The following is a 17,277-nucleotide window of genomic DNA, read 5'->3' on the forward strand; positions in this document are numbered from 1 at the left end:
GATTAATAAAATTGTTCTATTCTTTTATCAATAGAAACATTTTTTAAGTTTTTTCTTATTTTTATTGAACCCAGAAGATCTACAAAAAAAGTTCTATGTTTTGCAAGGTATAAATGTCCTTCTCCTGTCTGTTCCTTTCCAAGGATTTTTTCCTGGTGCTTCTTTATCCATTCAATAATACTAACCATTTCTTCTGTAGCATATTTAAACGTTTTTGAGGAAACTGTAAACTCTGTATCGTTGCCGTTTATATCAGGATAAACTTTTGAAATTATTTTTCCACTATCCACTTTTTTTACCATATAATGAAGAGTAGCTCCTGTTTTATTTAAATCTCCTTTATACAAAGGCCAGAAAATTGTATTTCCTCCTTTATATTCTGGTGAAATTCCCCCATGCAAATTTATTGCTCCAAACTTCGGGATTTCAATTACTTTATTAGAGATGATCGGAATTCCAAATGCTACTAATAAATCCGGTACAAAATCCTTCATTAACTCAATTGAACTCTTAGAATTTAAACTTTCCACTTCGATTTGTTCTTTCAGGTCAATATTACCAAAAAAAGCTATCTCTTTTTTATTCCAGTTCCTTAATTTTTGAAACAGATACTTCGAAACTCGATTAAAGAAAGTAAGAGGTGACTTAGAGATCATTTTTTTTAATCTTTTTTTTCCAAGCCTTTGATGAGTAATCATTTTACATTCGATTCCTTTTATTTCACTTATTTCTTTTGCAAAATAATTATGTCTTGGGCTTGTGCCCTTTAAAACTAACACTCTCATTATATATCTTTAAGTGTAATCCATTTTCCTTCTTTTATAGATTCTATTGCTGCAAAAGAAGCTTGAGTTGTGTTAATTATCTCGTCAAAAGGAATTATAGCTTCTCCACCATTAACATGTTGTTTGATTAACGATTCAAATTGGTTATAATGTCCTTTATCTTGTTTGGATGACACATTACCTCCTTTAAATCCGTATGTTTTCAATTTACGCCAATTGTCCATAACCAAGGTTCTTTCCTGAGAATAAACTTCAACTCGTTCTTTAGAATATGATTTACTTCCGTTGGCAAAGTAATTTATTACGGCATTGGCACCATTCTCATATTTAAGTAAAATACTTGCATTATCAGTATTCTCTTCTGGGTTTAATCCCATTGCATTCATACATACAGATTTAACCTTACTACCCGTCAGGTAAGAACACAAATCAATATAATGACAAGCTTCACCAATTATTCGACCTCCTCCGATCTCCATATCGTGCAACCACATATTGGCAGGAATAAAACCTGCATTCATAGTCGCAACAATATTGATAGGCGTATTATCACCTCCTAAAAGTTTTTTCATTTTTTGTGCTAATGGAGCAAAACGTCTGTTAAAACCTACCGATACGTTTACTTCGTGCTTATTATATTCTTCAATAATAGATTCTAATTCTAACGATGTAAGTGCCAATGGTTTTTCAACAAAAACACTTTTCTTTGCTTTTAAAGTTTCCAAGACCATAGAAGCATGCATATTGTGCTTGGTTGTTATAAACACCAAATCTACTTCGTTGTCTTGCAAAATTTCTTGATAGGAACTAGTAGAATTTGTTACTCCATATTTTTTCGCCATTATCGTTGAAGATAGTCCCCCAGAACTTGCAATGTATTTTACATTGGCATCCATTTTTTTCAAGCTCGGAAGTATCGTTGCTCCAGTAAAATTTCCTGCTCCGATAACACCTATAACTCCTTTCTTACCTTGAAATGTTTTTTGAGAGATTTTGACAGTCGACGTTGGTGGGGCTGTTGTATTATATTCTAAAATAGAGGCTATTGACTTAGAATTCGTCATGTCTCCATAAATCTTCTGGTAATCGTTTAATGGAATTCTTTCGGTTATCAGCGGTTTAACCTTAAGTATCTCTTTAGACATAGCATCTAATATGGCTTCAAAATTCCTTTTCTCTGTCCACCTCACGTATCCTATTGGATAATCGTTCCCTTTTTCTTCATACTCCTCATCGTATCTCCCTGGGCCATAAGAACAAGAAACTTGGAACGAGATTTCTTTTTCATAAAAATCGGCTCTACTTATGTCTAATCCAATAACCCCAACTAAAACAATACGTCCTCTTTTTCTGCACATGTTGGCTGATTGAGAGATAATCTCACTACTTTTATTTGAAGCCGTAATGATCACCCCATCGGCGCCAATACCATTTGTATAAGACTCTACAAATTTTACCTGATCGGTTCCTTCGGCCGGATTTATAGCTATTATCCCTTTTTCCTTTGCTATTTTTACTTTTTCTGGATCAAAATCAAAGCCAATTACATTACATCCATTTGCCAACAATAATTCTGCCGTTACCAAACCAATCAATCCTAATCCGACTACCACAATGGTTTCTCCAAAAGTTGGCCCTAACAGTCTTATTCCTTGCAAACCAATAGAACCTATTACCGTAAAAACAGCTTCCTCATCTGTTACGTTATCTGGAATTTTGGCTACAAGATTTTTAGGTACATTAACATATTCTGCATGGTTACCATTAGAGGCTACACGATCTCCTACTTTAAACTCGCTAACTCCTTTTCCAATTGCTACTACTTCACCAACATTACAATATCCCAGGGGCAATGGTTGGTTTAACTTATTGAAAACAGCATTCATAGTAGGTTTAAGCCCATCAGTTTTTACCTTATCCAATACCATCTTTACTTTATCTGGCTGCTGTCGTGCTTTTTGGATAAAATTAGCCTTACCAAACTCAACCAACATTCTCTCTGTTCCCAAGGATACAAGTGTTTTGGTGGTCTTTATTAATACATGACCAGATTTAGCCATTGGTACAGGTACTTCTTCTAATATCGTTTCTCCGTTTTTAAGGTCTTGTATGATCTGTTTCATTAATAGTAAATATAAATTCTTTTTTATTTTTCAGGACTGCTTCTTTAATATCAAGCATCAGTAAAGTAGATATTTTAACTTCGTTAAAATCCCTTGTATTTTCATTATTAAATGGTTGATATATGGCATTTTTATGCCCTACATCTTTTCTAAAATATCTTTCTTTGATAAGTTCATCCGATTTCCACAAGGTCATTCTTCTAAAATCATCAATCTTAGCAATTACCTCACCGTGTTGGAAGTTTATAGTTTCATTAATCCCTTCAAATGGCTCTGTTCTTGATGTTAATACTATCGTAATTAAATCTCCTATTTCAGAGATAAATGTAATCGTTAAGTTATCATCTACTTCTTCACTTGAACTTGCTTGTATAGAAACCTGAAGTCTTTTAGGAAGTCCAACTTTATATAAAAAATGTATCGCCAGATCTATCCAATGTCCAACGTTTCCGCAAACCCTTGTGCCTTCTTCTGGATTTCTGTACCAATTATCCTCAGGGATTTTATGTCCACTTATAAAACAATTGAGTGTAAGAGGCGTCCTTTTATCGTTATTTAAATACGATAATATGGTTTTTACTGAAGGCGAAAAAGGTCTGTTATAACCAACAAAAAGTTTATTCTGATTTACATTATAACTTTTGATCAATTTTGAAAATTGCTCATGATTAACACTAATTGGTTTTTCTAAGTAAACTGTTTTCCCTGCTTCTAATCCCTTTATAGCATACTCTGTATGAGTAAAGTGGTTTGAGGCAACATACAATACTTCAACATTGGGATTAGTTATTAACTCATTGGCATCTTCAAAAACCATACCTCCATAATAGTTTGCCAAAGAAGTGGCATTAGCTTTATCAATATCATAAACCCCATAAAAACATCTTCCTAATTTATTCCTTAAAAAAAAACCTATCGTAGCAAAAGCAAACTGACCACATCCAACTACGGCTATGTTCTTTTTATTTTTTTTAAAAACTGTTATTGGTATTTTGATGATGTTATTATAGCGTAGCCTCCCCATCGTCTTGATATAAGTTCTTGAGAAGCCATACATCGTAAAAAATCGAAAAAGTTTCTTAACTTGTTGTTTCCTATTTAATGTATTTACCGTATACATGAAAAGTTATATGAAAAATAACACCGAAAAATTCACCCCCAGTGTTAATACTATTAGCATTAATTCGACTTTAAGATATTTAAATACTCTTTTCTCTATTTTGGAACTTTCATAAATAAATAATCCCAAGTAAATTAAATATGAGGCAAAAGTAACAATTGCGGCTCCATATATCCCTATTTTTTTTACAAAAATATAGGTGCCAAGTAAATTAATTAATGCAGTAACTAAAGTTATAGAAGACACTATTTTAGATTTCCTATGATAAAACAGAATATTAACATAAAAAAAGTATATTCCTAATAAATAAATACCATTTACTAACCATACTATTATTTCTTTAACTGTTCTATCTACCTCATTCAACAATGAGATATATGGTTTTACAAAATCAATAGAAAATATTAAAACAACGGTTATCAAAATTGTGACAATACAATATAAAAATAGAATTTTAACCTTTTTGTTCCCAGACACCCAAGTTTCATAATCCTTTAAGATAAAGTTTGGGATTGTTAAAGCAAAACCGCTATTTACAATCATTAAAACCATTGCAAGAGTATATGCCAAACTATATTTACCAAGCTCCAAATCATTTAGCACATATTTGATAATAAGTCTATCTGATCCGCTCATAATCCATTGCGCCACTCCGTGAGGAATAAGTAATGCAGAAAAGATCAAGGTGCCTTTAAAAGCAATTGGGATCTTTTCATAAACGCTATAAAATAATTCTTTTACGTAAAATGGAAGAATAAACATTGCGCCCAAAACAATTTGATAAAACAACAATTGGTCTAGACTCGGTTCTGATTTTACAATAAAAATTGAAGCCATCAATGCCAATAACTTCAATAAAATTAATACAAAGTAATTAATATGTCTATCTCTAGCCCTATACCACCCTAACAGGTTATTCTGAAATGATTCTATTAATATCAATATGATTGTATACCATAACCAAGTACTTGGTAGAAAAATCAAAATAAAACCAATCACTAATGAAACAAGTAATACTAATATGGAATATCTAATAAAAGAAGAATATCCAACTTTTTCATTTTCAACACCTTCTCGAATAATTCCGGATATAGAGTTAAGAGATAAAATCGGTGCTCCTACAGAAATAACTATTTGAGATAATGTCCAAAGCCCATATTCTCCTATTCCTAAAACTGATCCTAAAAAAGGCATAGCTATTAACATCAACCCCTTATTTATAGCTGTCGAAATACCATAAAAGAGTGTTGTCGTTAAAAAACTTTTTATTCTCATTAAATCTTAATTATGTCTATAAAACTACTATAATAATGCTAAATATTATTTTTTATCCATGTATCAAACTCTTCAAAATTTTTAAAAACATTAAATATGTTAGCGTTTAAAAAATCAGATTTTGCTCCATCAAAATTTAAAAATACCGGAGTAATATTTTTTTCAAAATAATCAATCCCCAAAGTAGAATATCGAGAAATCAAATACTCTACATTTTTATGTCTTTCTCTAGTAACAAAAATTGATTTATTATTTTCAAACTTACTATAAACTGTTTCTTTTTCTAGAGGATGAGGGTAAATTAATAAATTAACTTTTTTCTCTTCTGAGATTTTAATTAATCTAGTTAGGATCTCTATATCTTTACTACTATCCGCAGGCGATGTCGCATAGGCTATATTTTTACTATACACTCCTTTTATAAAGGTTCCAAGCTTAAGGTTTGATTTTTTCTTTGGTAAATAAATCAACTCAGTAAACTCATTCACCTCAATTTGATGAGCGATATACTCTTTAGAAAAATCATACAAATAAAAGAACCTATCTGCTTTTAAATGCTTCCATTCTTCTTTTTTTCCTAAAACACCATGTTGTAACATTGATAAATGAATTTTTTTAAATTCACATATTTTAGAAATAATTAATGAGGTTCTATCATTGTAACCTGCAATTAAAACTTTTTCAGAACCATTCAAAATTCCTTTAAGAGCCAAAAACTCAACGATAAATAAAAAGCGATAAAAAATGCTGTCATTTATATAAAAAGAATAATTTTTAAGCACTCTAACGTCACTCTTCTTTACTTTAAAAAAATATTTAGATATTTCATTAAACGAAATATTTGCAAATAATTCTAGCTGTTCCATAGAAAACGAAGATCGTTCAAAAGGGATAGTTTCAAATTTCTCTGCAAGATCCTTTGATCTTTTTAAATGGAGAGGGCTCCAGCTTATAAAATTATCATTGGTATTAATCTTTTTCTTTTTTACAAACCTGCTAATTATTAATTTAAATATTAATAACATGTTTAATGCCATCAATTTTAAACTATAGGTTTTCCCTAAGCGATAATTTACATTCTTATATAAATAGTATCTATTAAAAAGATCTTGATTATATACTTCTTGAAAATTGACTTGTATCATTCAAAAAATTAAATTTTTAATTTGGCATTATTTTTCCCAGGGTTTAAGAGGAAATATGATGTTAAAAGTATAGGAAACATATAAAAATCGTAAAATTCAAATATCATTCCTCTTAAATGACTTAACATAAGAAATAATACCGAAACCGAAACATACACCATTCCTATATTCATTGTAGAAATTGCAACTCTATATAGGTACGCTACAATAACAAAAAAAATAATCAATAATGGTATCATTAAAACATACCAACCGCTTAAATACATGTCGGCTTCGATAGGAAATTGAACAGTTGTTCTTGTACCATATCCTGGAAAATAAATAGGAGTGAATTTAATACTTAAGGAATAAGGTAAATCCCTATTAAATCCATAAGGAACCAACAACTTATTAAATGCATAAAACGTTGTCTGAAATAATGATGGTGTTTCGTTTTTTACAAGTATGCTCAACGCTTCAAAAGTATCAAAATAATTCAACGTTGTTTGAATCTTCAAATATAACGTAGACATACCCTTCCCCGCTGTTCCTCTAAGCCATGATGCAATTAATGCAAAACTTACTGCTGAAAAAAAGAACGTCATAGCGTTCCTTAAATTTAATTTAGTTTTAAAAAAAGGAATTAGAAATAAAAAAATTATATAAGTAATTAATTTTCCTCTTCCAACATAAAATAGAAATGTCAAAAAACACAAACACAGATAAAATAATAATAATATTATAAATAATTTTCTATACTTGGTTAAGTAGTAACCTCCAGACACATAGGTTAACCCTGTTGCGAAAATTAGAAGAATAATTGCTGGTCCAGAACCAGATCTCTCTTGTGATGCTAGGCCTGGATTTTGCAACCAACCTAAAATACCATGTCCGCTCATTTCAGCTATTAGAACTATCGCTAAAAAAATTAATAAAATTCCTAATATATGAGCGTACCTCATAGGAATTTTTGGTCGGATAACTAAAAGTTTATACTTATGGTCTACTTTTTTTGCTATAAAATGAAAAACATGAAAGCCTATTATAAATGTTGTAATAATCATTGTATAGGACAACACAATATTTTCATCTGAAAACGAATAATCCTTATAACGAGGTGCAAACAAAATAGGTATAGTATACCACAAACCATAAAAACCAATTAAAAAGTTTTTTGGATGAAATAAATATTTAGGTACTGCACTTAAATAAATTGCTGTTATTGAAAATAAAAATAAAGAAGGAGGTGTATATTTAATTATATTAGCAATAACGTAAAGGACAACAACCATTATTGTGGTCATTATCAATACAAAATCCTGTTTCTTTACCTTTAATTTTTTATTAAATTGCTGTCCATCCACCATCTACTATAAGATTTTGGCCCGTTATATATTTTGCTTCTTCAGAAAGTAAGAAAGAAACCGATGGAGCGATATCATCTGGAGCTCCCATTCGTTTCATCGGTACTTTGTGCTCATATTGTTTTACAAATATCTCATTTTGATGATCAAATATTCCTCCCGGCGAAACACAATTGGATCTTACATTATACTTTCCGAAATATGAAGCTACATACCTACTAAAATTTATCAAACCTCCTTTTATGGCTGAATATGCAGCAGGAGATGTTAAAGATGTATTTTCATAAACCGTAAAATCATTTCCTACTACACCATAAATAGAAGCAATATGAACCAAAGAACCAAATTTTTGATTTTTCATAACTTCTAGTACCGGTTTAGAAACAGCAAAAATTCTACTTAATTGCATATCCACATTTTTACTGAAAGACTCTGTTGGTACATCCTCAAATTTACTTCCCCAATCCTTTGTTCTTGGATATGCATTGTTAACTAAACCGTCAATTTTTCCATGAGTATTTACAACCAGATCTATCATGGAATTGATTGATTTGTCATCTGTAATATCAACGTGAATATGATTAAAATCAAGGTTTGTTTCATGATTAATATCCAAATTAATTGCAATCCCTCCTTTTTCCTCTATATCTTTAATATATGCTTTTCCCAGTAACCCATTACCTCCTGTAACTAGAACAACTTTATTTTTTAATATCATAAAACACACTTTAAAATTTCAATTGCTTCGAATGCATTATTTAAGGGTACTTGTTTCTTTTCTATACAAGAAAGAAAGTACTTCATTTGTTTTTTATAGGTTGTATAAATTGAGCGTTCGTCGTCTTCAAAAATTATCTTATCTTGTGTAAGATCTTTTATTTGCCAAGAAACAAAATCCACCAACAAAGTATCATTTTCTCTGATAATCTCAAGAGTTCTCTTAGTATCTTTTCTAAAATAATTCAAACATACCTGCGCCTGAAAACTATCATATTGAAACAAATAATTTGATGTATCAAATGTATCTATTTCTAGGTTTGAAACTTTGCGATGATTACTTCTTGTTGATTTTGGCATTCCGAATAAATGAACAAGATAATCTGGTTCGTGTATTAAATCAAGATGTACTCCTCCTCCTAATTCATTTCTTGCGCTATACACCTGTCTATAGTCTGCTGAAGGTCTCCAATCTGGCAAAAATGAACCACAATAAGCATTAACTTCGTTAATTTTTGACATGTGGTTGTTTAAGTACTCTTTTATATATTCAATTAGTGGATGAAACCTGAAATTACATGCCACATATATCAACGATTGATTATTGAAAATCTGTTCGAAACGTTCAATTTGTTGTTTATTTACAAATAATGGCTTTTCTACTATCAAAGGTATATTCAAACTAAGTAATTTCTCAATATGATCCAAATGAAATATGGAAGGACTAGAAACTAATGCAAAGTGAAAATCTAAACTATCTAAATCTTCCCAGTTATATAGATTTTTTATATTTTCTTGATCAGAAGCCGGCTTTGAGGAACGTAAAGCATACAATTCAATTTCTGGAACAAGTTCATTGAGCACATGTATATGTTTTTGAGCAATTGATCCTAAACCGATAATTAACACCTTCATATTTCAAAATCTAATTTATTAGCCGTAAAAAGGTATTCCATAATATCAAAATCAATTGGCTCATCAACATCAAAACAGATATGTTCAACAAGATAAAACTTACTCTTTTCTGTAAGTGCTGACTTCAAATTTTGTTCAAAAAAAGCTCTTCTAAAAAAATAAAACGAAGCATTCATATCATAAACCTGTGGAGCAGATTGACGTGAAAGGCTATCACTATGTTTTACTAATTTACAATAGCCATCTTCTTTTAACTCAACCACATTAAAATAAGGGTTTTTATGAGGCTTAGAGACAGAAAAAACATTAAGAGTTTCCTTGTCACCCAATAGAATTTCAAAAGCATTTTTTAAGTCATCTAAATTCCTTAAGGGTGAGGTAACATCTAGATCTAGAAGAACATCATATTTTTTTTGTCGTTTTTCCTCTTCGTATCTTAATATATCTTTAAGAACATCTGCTTTTCCTATAGTGTCACTTGCTAGAAATTCTGGCCTCAAATAATCGGTCATCAGACCACAGGAAGCAGCAGTATCTTTTATTTCCTCGCTATCTGTAGACAATGCAATGTCTACATCATGTGGTAATGCTGCAAACTCTTTGGCGTGTTTTATTGAGAAATCTATTAAGGGTCTACCGTTAATTTTTTTTATATTTTTTCCGGGAACTCCTTTAGATCCCCCTCTTGCACAAATAGTGATTAAAATTTTCATCCCTAAAACTTTATTTTATTAATATCTCTTTGTGCTCTTTCAAAATCCTCATGCTTACCAACGTCTAACCAGTATCCCGTTAATGGATAAGATACTACTTTTAACCCTTCATTTATAAGTTTTTCCATTAAATCGGTTGCATTAAAAAAACTGTCATTCGGTAAAAATCGTAAAGCCGAACGTTTCATCAAATAAATTCCCCCATTGGAGTAATAGGTATATGTAGGTTTTTCTTTAAAACTTTTTACACGACCATTATCAGTCTCAAGCACTGCATAAGGGATATTTACTTGATACGGTATTGTAACAACCGACAAATCGGCTTTAAGCTCTATAAAATCTAGAAAAAAACTTTCATAATCCAAATTGGTTAAAATATCAGAATTAGTGACTAAAATATAATCATGTTCAAAGTTTTTAATTTTTGATACTGCGCCAATCGTTCCAAGTGGTTCGTCTTCCCAAACGTAATCGATTTTGGTATTCCGGGTGACCCCATTACCAAAATAATTTTCAATTTGTTCTCCAAGATATTTCACTGATACCCAAAAATCATCTATGCCATATAGCGCCAATCTGTCCAGATTATGCTCCATAATTGGCTTATCGCCGACCTTTAATAACGGTTTAGGCGTGTTCTCGGTTAATGGTCTTAATCGTGTGCCTTTACCACCAGCCATAATAACTGCATCAATTGGCAGATATGATCTTAGTTTCCTAAAGTTAATTACATTAACAACTTTGTCCTCTTGACTAAGGACTGGTATTATTTTGAAATTTCCCTCTCTATATTCAATTATTTTCTGAATATTTTCTTCTCCTTTTCGAATATACCTTGGATTTTCTTGAATGATATCATTTACTTTATCTTCAATTGTAATTCCTTTTATAAGACCTCTTCTCACATCCCCGTCTGTCAAAGAACCTATAAGCTTATCCTCTTTATCCACTATAAACAATATAGCGTCACTAGCAAGTTTATCTAATCTAACCAACGCTTGTTTTATTGTGCTTTCTGTTTCTAAAAGATGTTCTTTATAATTTCTCATTTAACTTATTGATTTGATGGATAACTTGCTAGAGGATACTAATACTAAACTATTTATCAATCCATTTCAAAACCTGAAAAGCTTCTGCATATTCAACTCCTGCAACTGTTCCTCTATATACCGCAAGTGCTTCCATATTTCTAATACTTCTAGGAAACGGATGTTCTCCCAATTCAGATTTATAGATTTTCATGATTTCATTCTTCCTCCCTTGATATATAGAAATGTCTACATAATAACTTGGTATAAAAACATTTTCTGGCAATGCAGGAGCAAATTCCGTCTCGGATATACATTCATACATCAACACTCTTTTTATAAAAGGATATCTAAACGATTTTGTACAAGCCATCGTAGCTTTAAAGGTAATCATATGGTCTGAATGAGCATCAGATCTATTAAGTACATATATAATCTCGGGTTTTGACTCATTAAAAACATCACTAATTTTTGGTATCATAGTTACCAAAGAATCATCTGTTAGGGCCATAGTTGGATAATCAAGCTTATACACCTTGTTGATTCCTAGACTATTTTTTACTTTCTCAATTTCTTCTTGTCTTGATGCGATTCTTTCTTCGCTAAAACCTTGATCAGTAAATATGTTTGTAGTTATTAGCCAGTCTATCTTATCGCCCTGTTCTTTATGTTTAATCAATGTGCCACCACAACCTAAAATTTCGTCGTCTGGATGAGCCGAGATTACAATTACATTTCTCATTTAATATGTGATGTTTTTGTAGATCAAATTATCATCAAGTTTAACCTCTTTAAAAATTTTAACTACTTTTTCTGTTGTTTTTCCATTTCCATAAGGGGAATCAGAATTCTTTACAAGTTCTAAAAACTTCTTATCTGATCTTACCTTATTGATAGCATCCTTAATTTCGGCTTTTTCATGGTCTATAAAAAGTACATTGTTGCCATGTATTCTACCACGTTGTCTACTACCAATATTAATTGCTGGCAATCCTAATGATGGAGCTTCTAATAAACCAGAACTAGAATTTCCAATTAATGATGTTGCATTTCTAAGTAGATTTACATAATTGAGTCTGTCGAGATTTTTAAACACGAAAAGAGATTCACTCTTGGCAGTATACTCATCAATAACATCTATTATTTCTCTATTTCCTGCATCAGAGTTTGGGTAATTAATTAAACATTTAATATTCGATTCAATAATAGAATCCAATATTACTTCCATTTGTCTTCTCTGATCTTTAGTCTCAGTTATTATAGGATGCTTGATTAAAACTAGATAGTCTTCATTTTCGATATCAAAACCTATGTTTTTAGATAATATTTTTCTGCTCATTGTAGGGGTAGATACAATATTATCTATTGCAGGATTACCTACTACATAAATTCTATCTTCTTCTTCTCCTAATTTCATAAGTGTCTCTTTGTGTTGTTCTAACGTCACAAAATGGAGATGAGAATATTTACTTGCAGCGTATCTTGTAGAGTTATCTATATTACCATCTTTTGCTATATCGCCTCCAAAAAAATGTGCTACTGGTATATCCATATATGCTGCTGTCATAGAAACTGATATAGCTTCTTCTCGATCACCAGCTACAATAATTAGGTCTGGTTGTTCTCTATCAAAAGTTTGTGCAAAAGAAGATATTTGATTACCTAATGAAATAACACGTCCAATTTTTTCACTGGTATCTACTAGATTATAAATACGATCTGCAATTCGATATCCTTTAGTTTCAATATTTTTTACGGTTTTACCAAAAGTATCTGATAAATGTGCTCCTGTAACAACGATACTAAAATCAAAAAAGTCATCTTCATACATTTTATCATAAAGTGTACTTAATAAATCAAATTCTGAACGAGCTCCTGTAACTGCAATTATTTTCATATTAAAATATATCAGAGTCTATAAACCTATAATGCCAGTTTTTATATTGTAGAATTGCCTCATCCTCTATTAAAGGAATAAATCCAAAATACGTATTAAATGAGTTCTCTTTAAAACCCAATTTTTCAAGAGTAATATGCTCATCACTATGCAAATTACTCCAAATATTAAGACTGGCTTTTTGTGTTTCTATAAGTTCCGAAACGCTTAATGAAATTAGATCTCGGGAGCTTTCTTTTTGATAGAAAAATTCCATAATATCTATTTCATCATTATATTTTTTATAAAAAAGCATAGATTCTATAGCATTATTGTTTCTCCCTACAAGTACCTTGTACTGGTTTTCAGGATTTTTTAATAATCGCCAAACTAAACTTTTTACATCTCTTTTTATTTGAACTTTTGAAGAGTCTGCGGTTTCAAGATTAGCAATATTCTCAATTAATTCTTCTGAAATATCTTCATAATCAAATTTAACAGAAAGGTCTTTATTTTTCAAAGGTCTAAAACTTTGCGGTTCTAGGCTCAATAAATTAAGTGCAGACAGATCCTGCCAGTTTAAATACTTTCGAAAGCCATAATGAGAATTATGATTCGCAAATCCAAATATTCCAACAAACCCATCTTCCTTTAAGTTACTAAATAAAGAGCTTGCCAATAATTTAAAATATCCTTTACCCCTATGATTAGGGTGCGTCATTGTCATGTTTGACAAAGCAATTTTATATTCTTTACCTTGATGATCCAATACCATAGGAGATACAGCATAGTATGCAGCCAATACTCCTTCTTCAAGGATATATGAAATATATACTTTCTCACTATTGGGATTACTTAAAAAACGCCAATTCCAATAGTCCTTATCAAAATCAACGTTAAACGAAGCCTCAAAAGTTTCTTTTATTAAATCTACAGAAATTGGTTTGTGGTGAAAAATTTCTACTTTACTCATTTATATAGTTATTAATTGGTCTTCTTCGAATTGCTGAATTGCCCTTTGGCCTATAATTTCATCCCATCTCATTGCTGAAATTCCAGTACCTGGTCTTTTTACAGTAATATTTTGATCAGTTAAGAGTTCTCCTTTTTCAATTTTGGTAGCCGCCACTATACTTTTTCTAGCAACAGCTTTATTTTTCATTTCACTAGGGCTTGGTTCTTTACGACCATTACCTATGGCGACTTCTATATTTCGTATTCCATCAACCATCGCTTTGAGTTCTTCTGGCTCTAAAGATGCTAAATGATCTGGCCCTTCCATACTTTTATCCAGCGTAAAGTGCTTCTCTATGACCGTGGCTCCCATTGCAACAGCTGCAATAGGTATTTCTATGCCCAAAGTATGGTCAGAATAACCAATTGGCACATCAAATTCTTTTTTGATAGTACTCATTGCCAACAAATTTACATCTTTCATTGGTGTAGGGTATTCTGTATTGCAATGCAAAATAGTAATTTGATTTTTTGGAGCTCCAGCTTTAACTACAATATCTACGGCATCTCTAATCTCATTCATATCTGCCATACCGGTTGAAATAATAATAGGTTTTCCTAGCCCACCTATTTTTCTTAAGTACGGTAAGTTAGTAATCTCACCAGAAGGAACCTTGAATAAATCTATATTTAGTTCGTATAAAAAATCTATGCTTTCGAGATCAAATCCAGTAGACAAAAACTTTATATCCTTGATTTTACAATATTCTATTAGCTCCAGATGCATTTCTTTGGACAATTCCAATTTTTGAAGCATTTTTAATTGAGACTCCTCTGCATTATTAGTGTTCTCTTTTTGATAAGAAGCTTTACTAGCATTTTTACTTACAAGTTTTTTCGCATTAAATGTTTGAAACTTCACATAGTCTACTCCTGCATTTGCTGCTGCATCTATTAGCTTTTTTGCTAAGGAAATATCTCCATTATGATTTACTCCTGCTTCGGCAATTATCAAAGTTTTTTTCATCACTTTTTTTGTTTAGCAGGAATTCCTATAAAACATGAATTATCTTTCACTGCTTTTGTCAAGACTGCTCCTGCGCCTATTTGATTTTTTGAACCAATATTTAAATACTGTAAAATAGCCGAATTGGTTCCAACTAAATTTTCATCGCCCAAATTTACGCCTCCAGAAATAACTGAGCAAGGGTTAAGCACATTATATGAACCTATTTTTGTGTCATGACCAATATGCACTCCTCTATTGATATAATTAAAATTATCTAGTGAAATATCAACAGTGAGTACGCAAAAAGAAGCTATTATATTTCCTTTTCCCAAATGTACAGAATCATCTAAGGACACATTTGGATGTATTAAATTTGGAAAATTAAAACAATTTTTTAGAGTATATTTTGATACAATTTTTTTTAAATATAACGGATCCCCTATACCAAAGGCAATAGCAGTATTTTCTTTGGTAGTCTCAAGAAAGGTTGTTTCTTCCAAAATTGGAAAAAAAGAGCTTCCAATTTTTAAAGTGTTCTCATTAGAATTTAAATCTATAAACCCTTTAAACTCGAACATTTTATTTACTGCATTTATTTCTTTAACAAGAAGAAAAATTTCTTTTGCAGCCCCTCCCGCTCCAACAATATATAAAGGTTTCATATCAAACTTTTTTTATCTCAATATTCATAATATCATCAACTTCCTGTTGGAATACCTTTTGATTAAAATAATACAACATCACCATTTCTAAGACTTTAAAATAACTTATCTTCTCTTGGGCATATGTAGCTTCTATTGCACGGTCAAAATCTTGATCTTTTATATCATAATCTTTCATATTAAACTTTATGGCATGTGCCGAAATACCAGGAAACATAGCTATTAGCCTTTTAGAATATTTATGATGCACATAGTATAAATCTTGTCTATCTAAAGTTTTCTTAAAAATTCCACTCAGTTCATAAAATGTCAATGGGTTTTCGGTAGCGTAAAGTTGACCATCAAATCCTTTTGTTATTATAATCCCGCTAGTATCAATTTCAATTTGTTTTATATCGTGTTTTACCGCTTCAATTTTTATCCAACCTCTTAAAAAATTTATATTGGAACTTATCGTATTTGTCATAAAAACAGATATGATGAAAACAAAAATTCCTTTACTTATAAATTGATGGAAAACAACTACTACAGAATACACCAAAAAAGCTAAACCAATACACAATAAAATTTGATGCCTAGTATCATATACATAATAACGTGGTAGTTTATTTACTACTATGTAAGGAAATGCACCTACAAAAAATAGTAAGATACCAAATATTGCATATTGCCAACTTTTCCTTTCTAACTCAAACTTGAATGAAATTTTTCTCAATATAAATACAGAAACAACTAAACAAAAAAGAAATATAACTATACTAAAGGTCATATCATATTCAAAAACGGATATGAATTCATTATAGATACCTATAATATTATCTTCGGCAATTTTTTTGATTTGAATTGGCCATTGAGTTAGGGAAAAATTAATTTTATTATACCCAGATGCAGCGTACAAACCTTTAACTGGGAAAATCATTTTTTTTACTCCCCAAAAAACAAAGGGTAACATAATTATTCCGCCACCCAATAAAATTTCTTTTCGACTATTCTCTTTTATTTTAAGAATCGAAAAATCATTTTTCCATAGCAAATAGAATACGGTCACGAACAGAAACATTGGTATTATAGAATTCAGAAAAAAACTAAAAAATACCAAAACAGCTCCAACTAATAATTTTTTCCAATCTTCAGAATCTGTTTGAGACGAAAAAATTAAATACAATCCAAAAGTAAACGAAAACAAAAACATTGTATGTGGCATACATATAATTAAGTTTTTTGTTTCAAAATATGGAGTCAACATTGCTAATAATGTGATTAACAAGGCAGAGGATTCCTTAAATTTAAAATGCTTCAAAATTTTAAAAACAAACACAAATACTCCAAACATAAAACCAAATGACATCCAATGGTATATTATTGGAGAGTAGAAACAATCATTCAAAAAATCATGAAAATATACCAAAAACCAAAAACCGTTTTCGCCAAACTGCTGTGATAGTCCTTCTTTTGGCATGTTCATAACGGTCCAATCATCCCAAATAATACCATTGCTGAACAACATAAAGATGTTTGTTAGCAAATAAAATATTAATAGGTGAATATAGGATTCTTTATTTTCTGTGTTGAGGTACTTCTGTAACATATTTAACAGCTGATCGTTTTAATT

At 30.8% G+C, this 17,277-nt stretch carries 16 protein-coding genes; all 16 read right to left on the reverse strand.

The genetic code is table 11. The features are described 5' to 3' along the window. Positions 1–2: 2 nt before the first annotated feature. Positions 3–785: a formyl transferase gene (locus tag Q0829_RS11335; protein WP_298542649.1), complete on the reverse strand. Its 783-nt coding sequence runs from the start codon at positions 783–785 to the stop codon at positions 3–5. After that, on the reverse strand, positions 785–2,908 hold the full coding sequence (locus Q0829_RS11340) for a bi-domain-containing oxidoreductase (RefSeq protein ID WP_298542651.1): 2,124 nt from the start codon (positions 2,906–2,908) through the stop codon (positions 785–787). The genes Q0829_RS11335 and Q0829_RS11340 overlap by 1 nt, the downstream gene beginning before the upstream one ends. Then, positions 2,883–3,932 (reverse strand): Gfo/Idh/MocA family oxidoreductase, encoded by a 1,050-nt coding sequence (locus tag Q0829_RS11345; protein WP_298542652.1) that lies wholly within the window; start codon positions 3,930–3,932, stop codon positions 2,883–2,885. The genes Q0829_RS11340 and Q0829_RS11345 overlap by 26 nt, the downstream gene beginning before the upstream one ends. A 102-nt stretch (positions 3,933–4,034) precedes the next feature. After that, a complete protein-coding gene (locus Q0829_RS11350; RefSeq protein WP_298542654.1) occupies positions 4,035–5,303 on the reverse strand; it encodes a polysaccharide biosynthesis C-terminal domain-containing protein in 1,269 nt (422 codons plus the stop codon). Positions 5,304–5,341: 38 nt separating this feature from the next. Beyond that, on the reverse strand, positions 5,342–6,448 hold the full coding sequence (locus Q0829_RS11355) for a hypothetical protein (protein WP_298542657.1): 1,107 nt from the start codon (positions 6,446–6,448) through the stop codon (positions 5,342–5,344). 8 nt (positions 6,449–6,456) lie between these two features. Beyond that, the gene (locus Q0829_RS11360) at positions 6,457–7,794 is read right to left on the reverse strand and encodes a hypothetical protein (RefSeq protein ID WP_298542659.1); all 1,338 of its coding nucleotides are present in this window, start codon (positions 7,792–7,794) and stop codon (positions 6,457–6,459) included. Beyond that, positions 7,772–8,509: an oxidoreductase gene (locus tag Q0829_RS11365; RefSeq protein ID WP_298542661.1), complete on the reverse strand. Its 738-nt coding sequence runs from the start codon at positions 8,507–8,509 to the stop codon at positions 7,772–7,774. The genes Q0829_RS11360 and Q0829_RS11365 overlap by 23 nt, the downstream gene beginning before the upstream one ends. Next, positions 8,506–9,423: a Gfo/Idh/MocA family oxidoreductase gene (locus Q0829_RS11370; protein WP_298542663.1), complete on the reverse strand. Its 918-nt coding sequence runs from the start codon at positions 9,421–9,423 to the stop codon at positions 8,506–8,508. The genes Q0829_RS11365 and Q0829_RS11370 overlap by 4 nt, the downstream gene beginning before the upstream one ends. Then, the gene (locus Q0829_RS11375) at positions 9,420–10,136 is read right to left on the reverse strand and encodes an acylneuraminate cytidylyltransferase family protein (RefSeq protein WP_298542666.1); all 717 of its coding nucleotides are present in this window, start codon (positions 10,134–10,136) and stop codon (positions 9,420–9,422) included. Before Q0829_RS11375 ends, Q0829_RS11370 begins: the two co-directional genes overlap by 4 nt. A 2-nt stretch (positions 10,137–10,138) precedes the next feature. Further along, on the reverse strand, positions 10,139–11,185 hold the full coding sequence (locus Q0829_RS11380; protein WP_298542668.1) for a nucleotidyltransferase family protein: 1,047 nt from the start codon (positions 11,183–11,185) through the stop codon (positions 10,139–10,141). A gap of 49 nt (positions 11,186–11,234) precedes the next feature. Continuing rightward, on the reverse strand, positions 11,235–11,906 hold the full coding sequence (locus Q0829_RS11385; RefSeq protein WP_298542671.1) for a PIG-L family deacetylase: 672 nt from the start codon (positions 11,904–11,906) through the stop codon (positions 11,235–11,237). Beyond that, a complete protein-coding gene (gene neuC / locus Q0829_RS11390) occupies positions 11,907–13,061 on the reverse strand; it encodes a UDP-N-acetylglucosamine 2-epimerase (RefSeq protein ID WP_298542674.1) in 1,155 nt (384 codons plus the stop codon). Position 13,062: 1 nt separating this feature from the next. Then, positions 13,063–14,013, reverse strand: a complete 951-nt coding sequence (locus Q0829_RS11395; RefSeq protein ID WP_298542677.1) for a GNAT family N-acetyltransferase — start codon at positions 14,011–14,013, stop codon at positions 13,063–13,065. Beyond that, on the reverse strand, positions 14,014–15,021 hold the full coding sequence (gene neuB, locus Q0829_RS11400) for an N-acetylneuraminate synthase (protein ID WP_298542680.1): 1,008 nt from the start codon (positions 15,019–15,021) through the stop codon (positions 14,014–14,016). Continuing rightward, on the reverse strand, positions 15,021–15,665 hold the full coding sequence (locus Q0829_RS11405) for an acetyltransferase (protein ID WP_298542682.1): 645 nt from the start codon (positions 15,663–15,665) through the stop codon (positions 15,021–15,023). Before Q0829_RS11405 ends, neuB begins: the two co-directional genes overlap by 1 nt. A gap of 1 nt (position 15,666) precedes the next feature. Further along, a complete protein-coding gene (locus Q0829_RS11410; RefSeq protein WP_298542686.1) occupies positions 15,667–17,172 on the reverse strand; it encodes a hypothetical protein in 1,506 nt (501 codons plus the stop codon). Positions 17,173–17,277 lie beyond the last annotated feature (105 nt).

This window comes from uncultured Aquimarina sp. (genome assembly GCF_947492405.1).
In the GTDB taxonomy this organism is placed as follows: domain Bacteria; phylum Bacteroidota; class Bacteroidia; order Flavobacteriales; family Flavobacteriaceae; genus Aquimarina.

Coding starts and splice junctions, on each gene's coding strand:
- Q0829_RS11335 (WP_298542649.1), bottom strand. CDS start 785: ATGAGAGTGTTAGTTTTAAAGGGCACAAGCCCAAGACATAATTATTTT.
- Q0829_RS11340 (WP_298542651.1), bottom strand. CDS start 2,908: ATGAAACAGATCATACAAGACCTTAAAAACGGAGAAACGATATTAGAA.
- Q0829_RS11345 (WP_298542652.1), bottom strand. CDS start 3,932: ATGGGGAGGCTACGCTATAATAACATCATCAAAATACCAATAACAGTT.
- Q0829_RS11350 (WP_298542654.1), bottom strand. CDS start 5,303: ATGAGAATAAAAAGTTTTTTAACGACAACACTCTTTTATGGTATTTCG.
- Q0829_RS11355 (WP_298542657.1), bottom strand. CDS start 6,448: ATGATACAAGTCAATTTTCAAGAAGTATATAATCAAGATCTTTTTAAT.
- Q0829_RS11360 (WP_298542659.1), bottom strand. CDS start 7,794: ATGGTGGATGGACAGCAATTTAATAAAAAATTAAAGGTAAAGAAACAG.
- Q0829_RS11365 (WP_298542661.1), bottom strand. CDS start 8,509: ATGATATTAAAAAATAAAGTTGTTCTAGTTACAGGAGGTAATGGGTTA.
- Q0829_RS11370 (WP_298542663.1), bottom strand. CDS start 9,423: ATGAAGGTGTTAATTATCGGTTTAGGATCAATTGCTCAAAAACATATA.
- Q0829_RS11375 (WP_298542666.1), bottom strand. CDS start 10,136: ATGAAAATTTTAATCACTATTTGTGCAAGAGGGGGATCTAAAGGAGTT.
- Q0829_RS11380 (WP_298542668.1), bottom strand. CDS start 11,185: ATGAGAAATTATAAAGAACATCTTTTAGAAACAGAAAGCACAATAAAA.
- Q0829_RS11385 (WP_298542671.1), bottom strand. CDS start 11,906: ATGAGAAATGTAATTGTAATCTCGGCTCATCCAGACGACGAAATTTTA.
- neuC (WP_298542674.1), bottom strand. CDS start 13,061: ATGAAAATAATTGCAGTTACAGGAGCTCGTTCAGAATTTGATTTATTA.
- Q0829_RS11395 (WP_298542677.1), bottom strand. CDS start 14,013: ATGAGTAAAGTAGAAATTTTTCACCACAAACCAATTTCTGTAGATTTA.
- neuB (WP_298542680.1), bottom strand. CDS start 15,021: ATGAAAAAAACTTTGATAATTGCCGAAGCAGGAGTAAATCATAATGGA.
- Q0829_RS11405 (WP_298542682.1), bottom strand. CDS start 15,665: ATGAAACCTTTATATATTGTTGGAGCGGGAGGGGCTGCAAAAGAAATT.
- Q0829_RS11410 (WP_298542686.1), bottom strand. CDS start 17,172: ATGTTGTTCAGCAATGGTATTATTTGGGATGATTGGACCGTTATGAAC.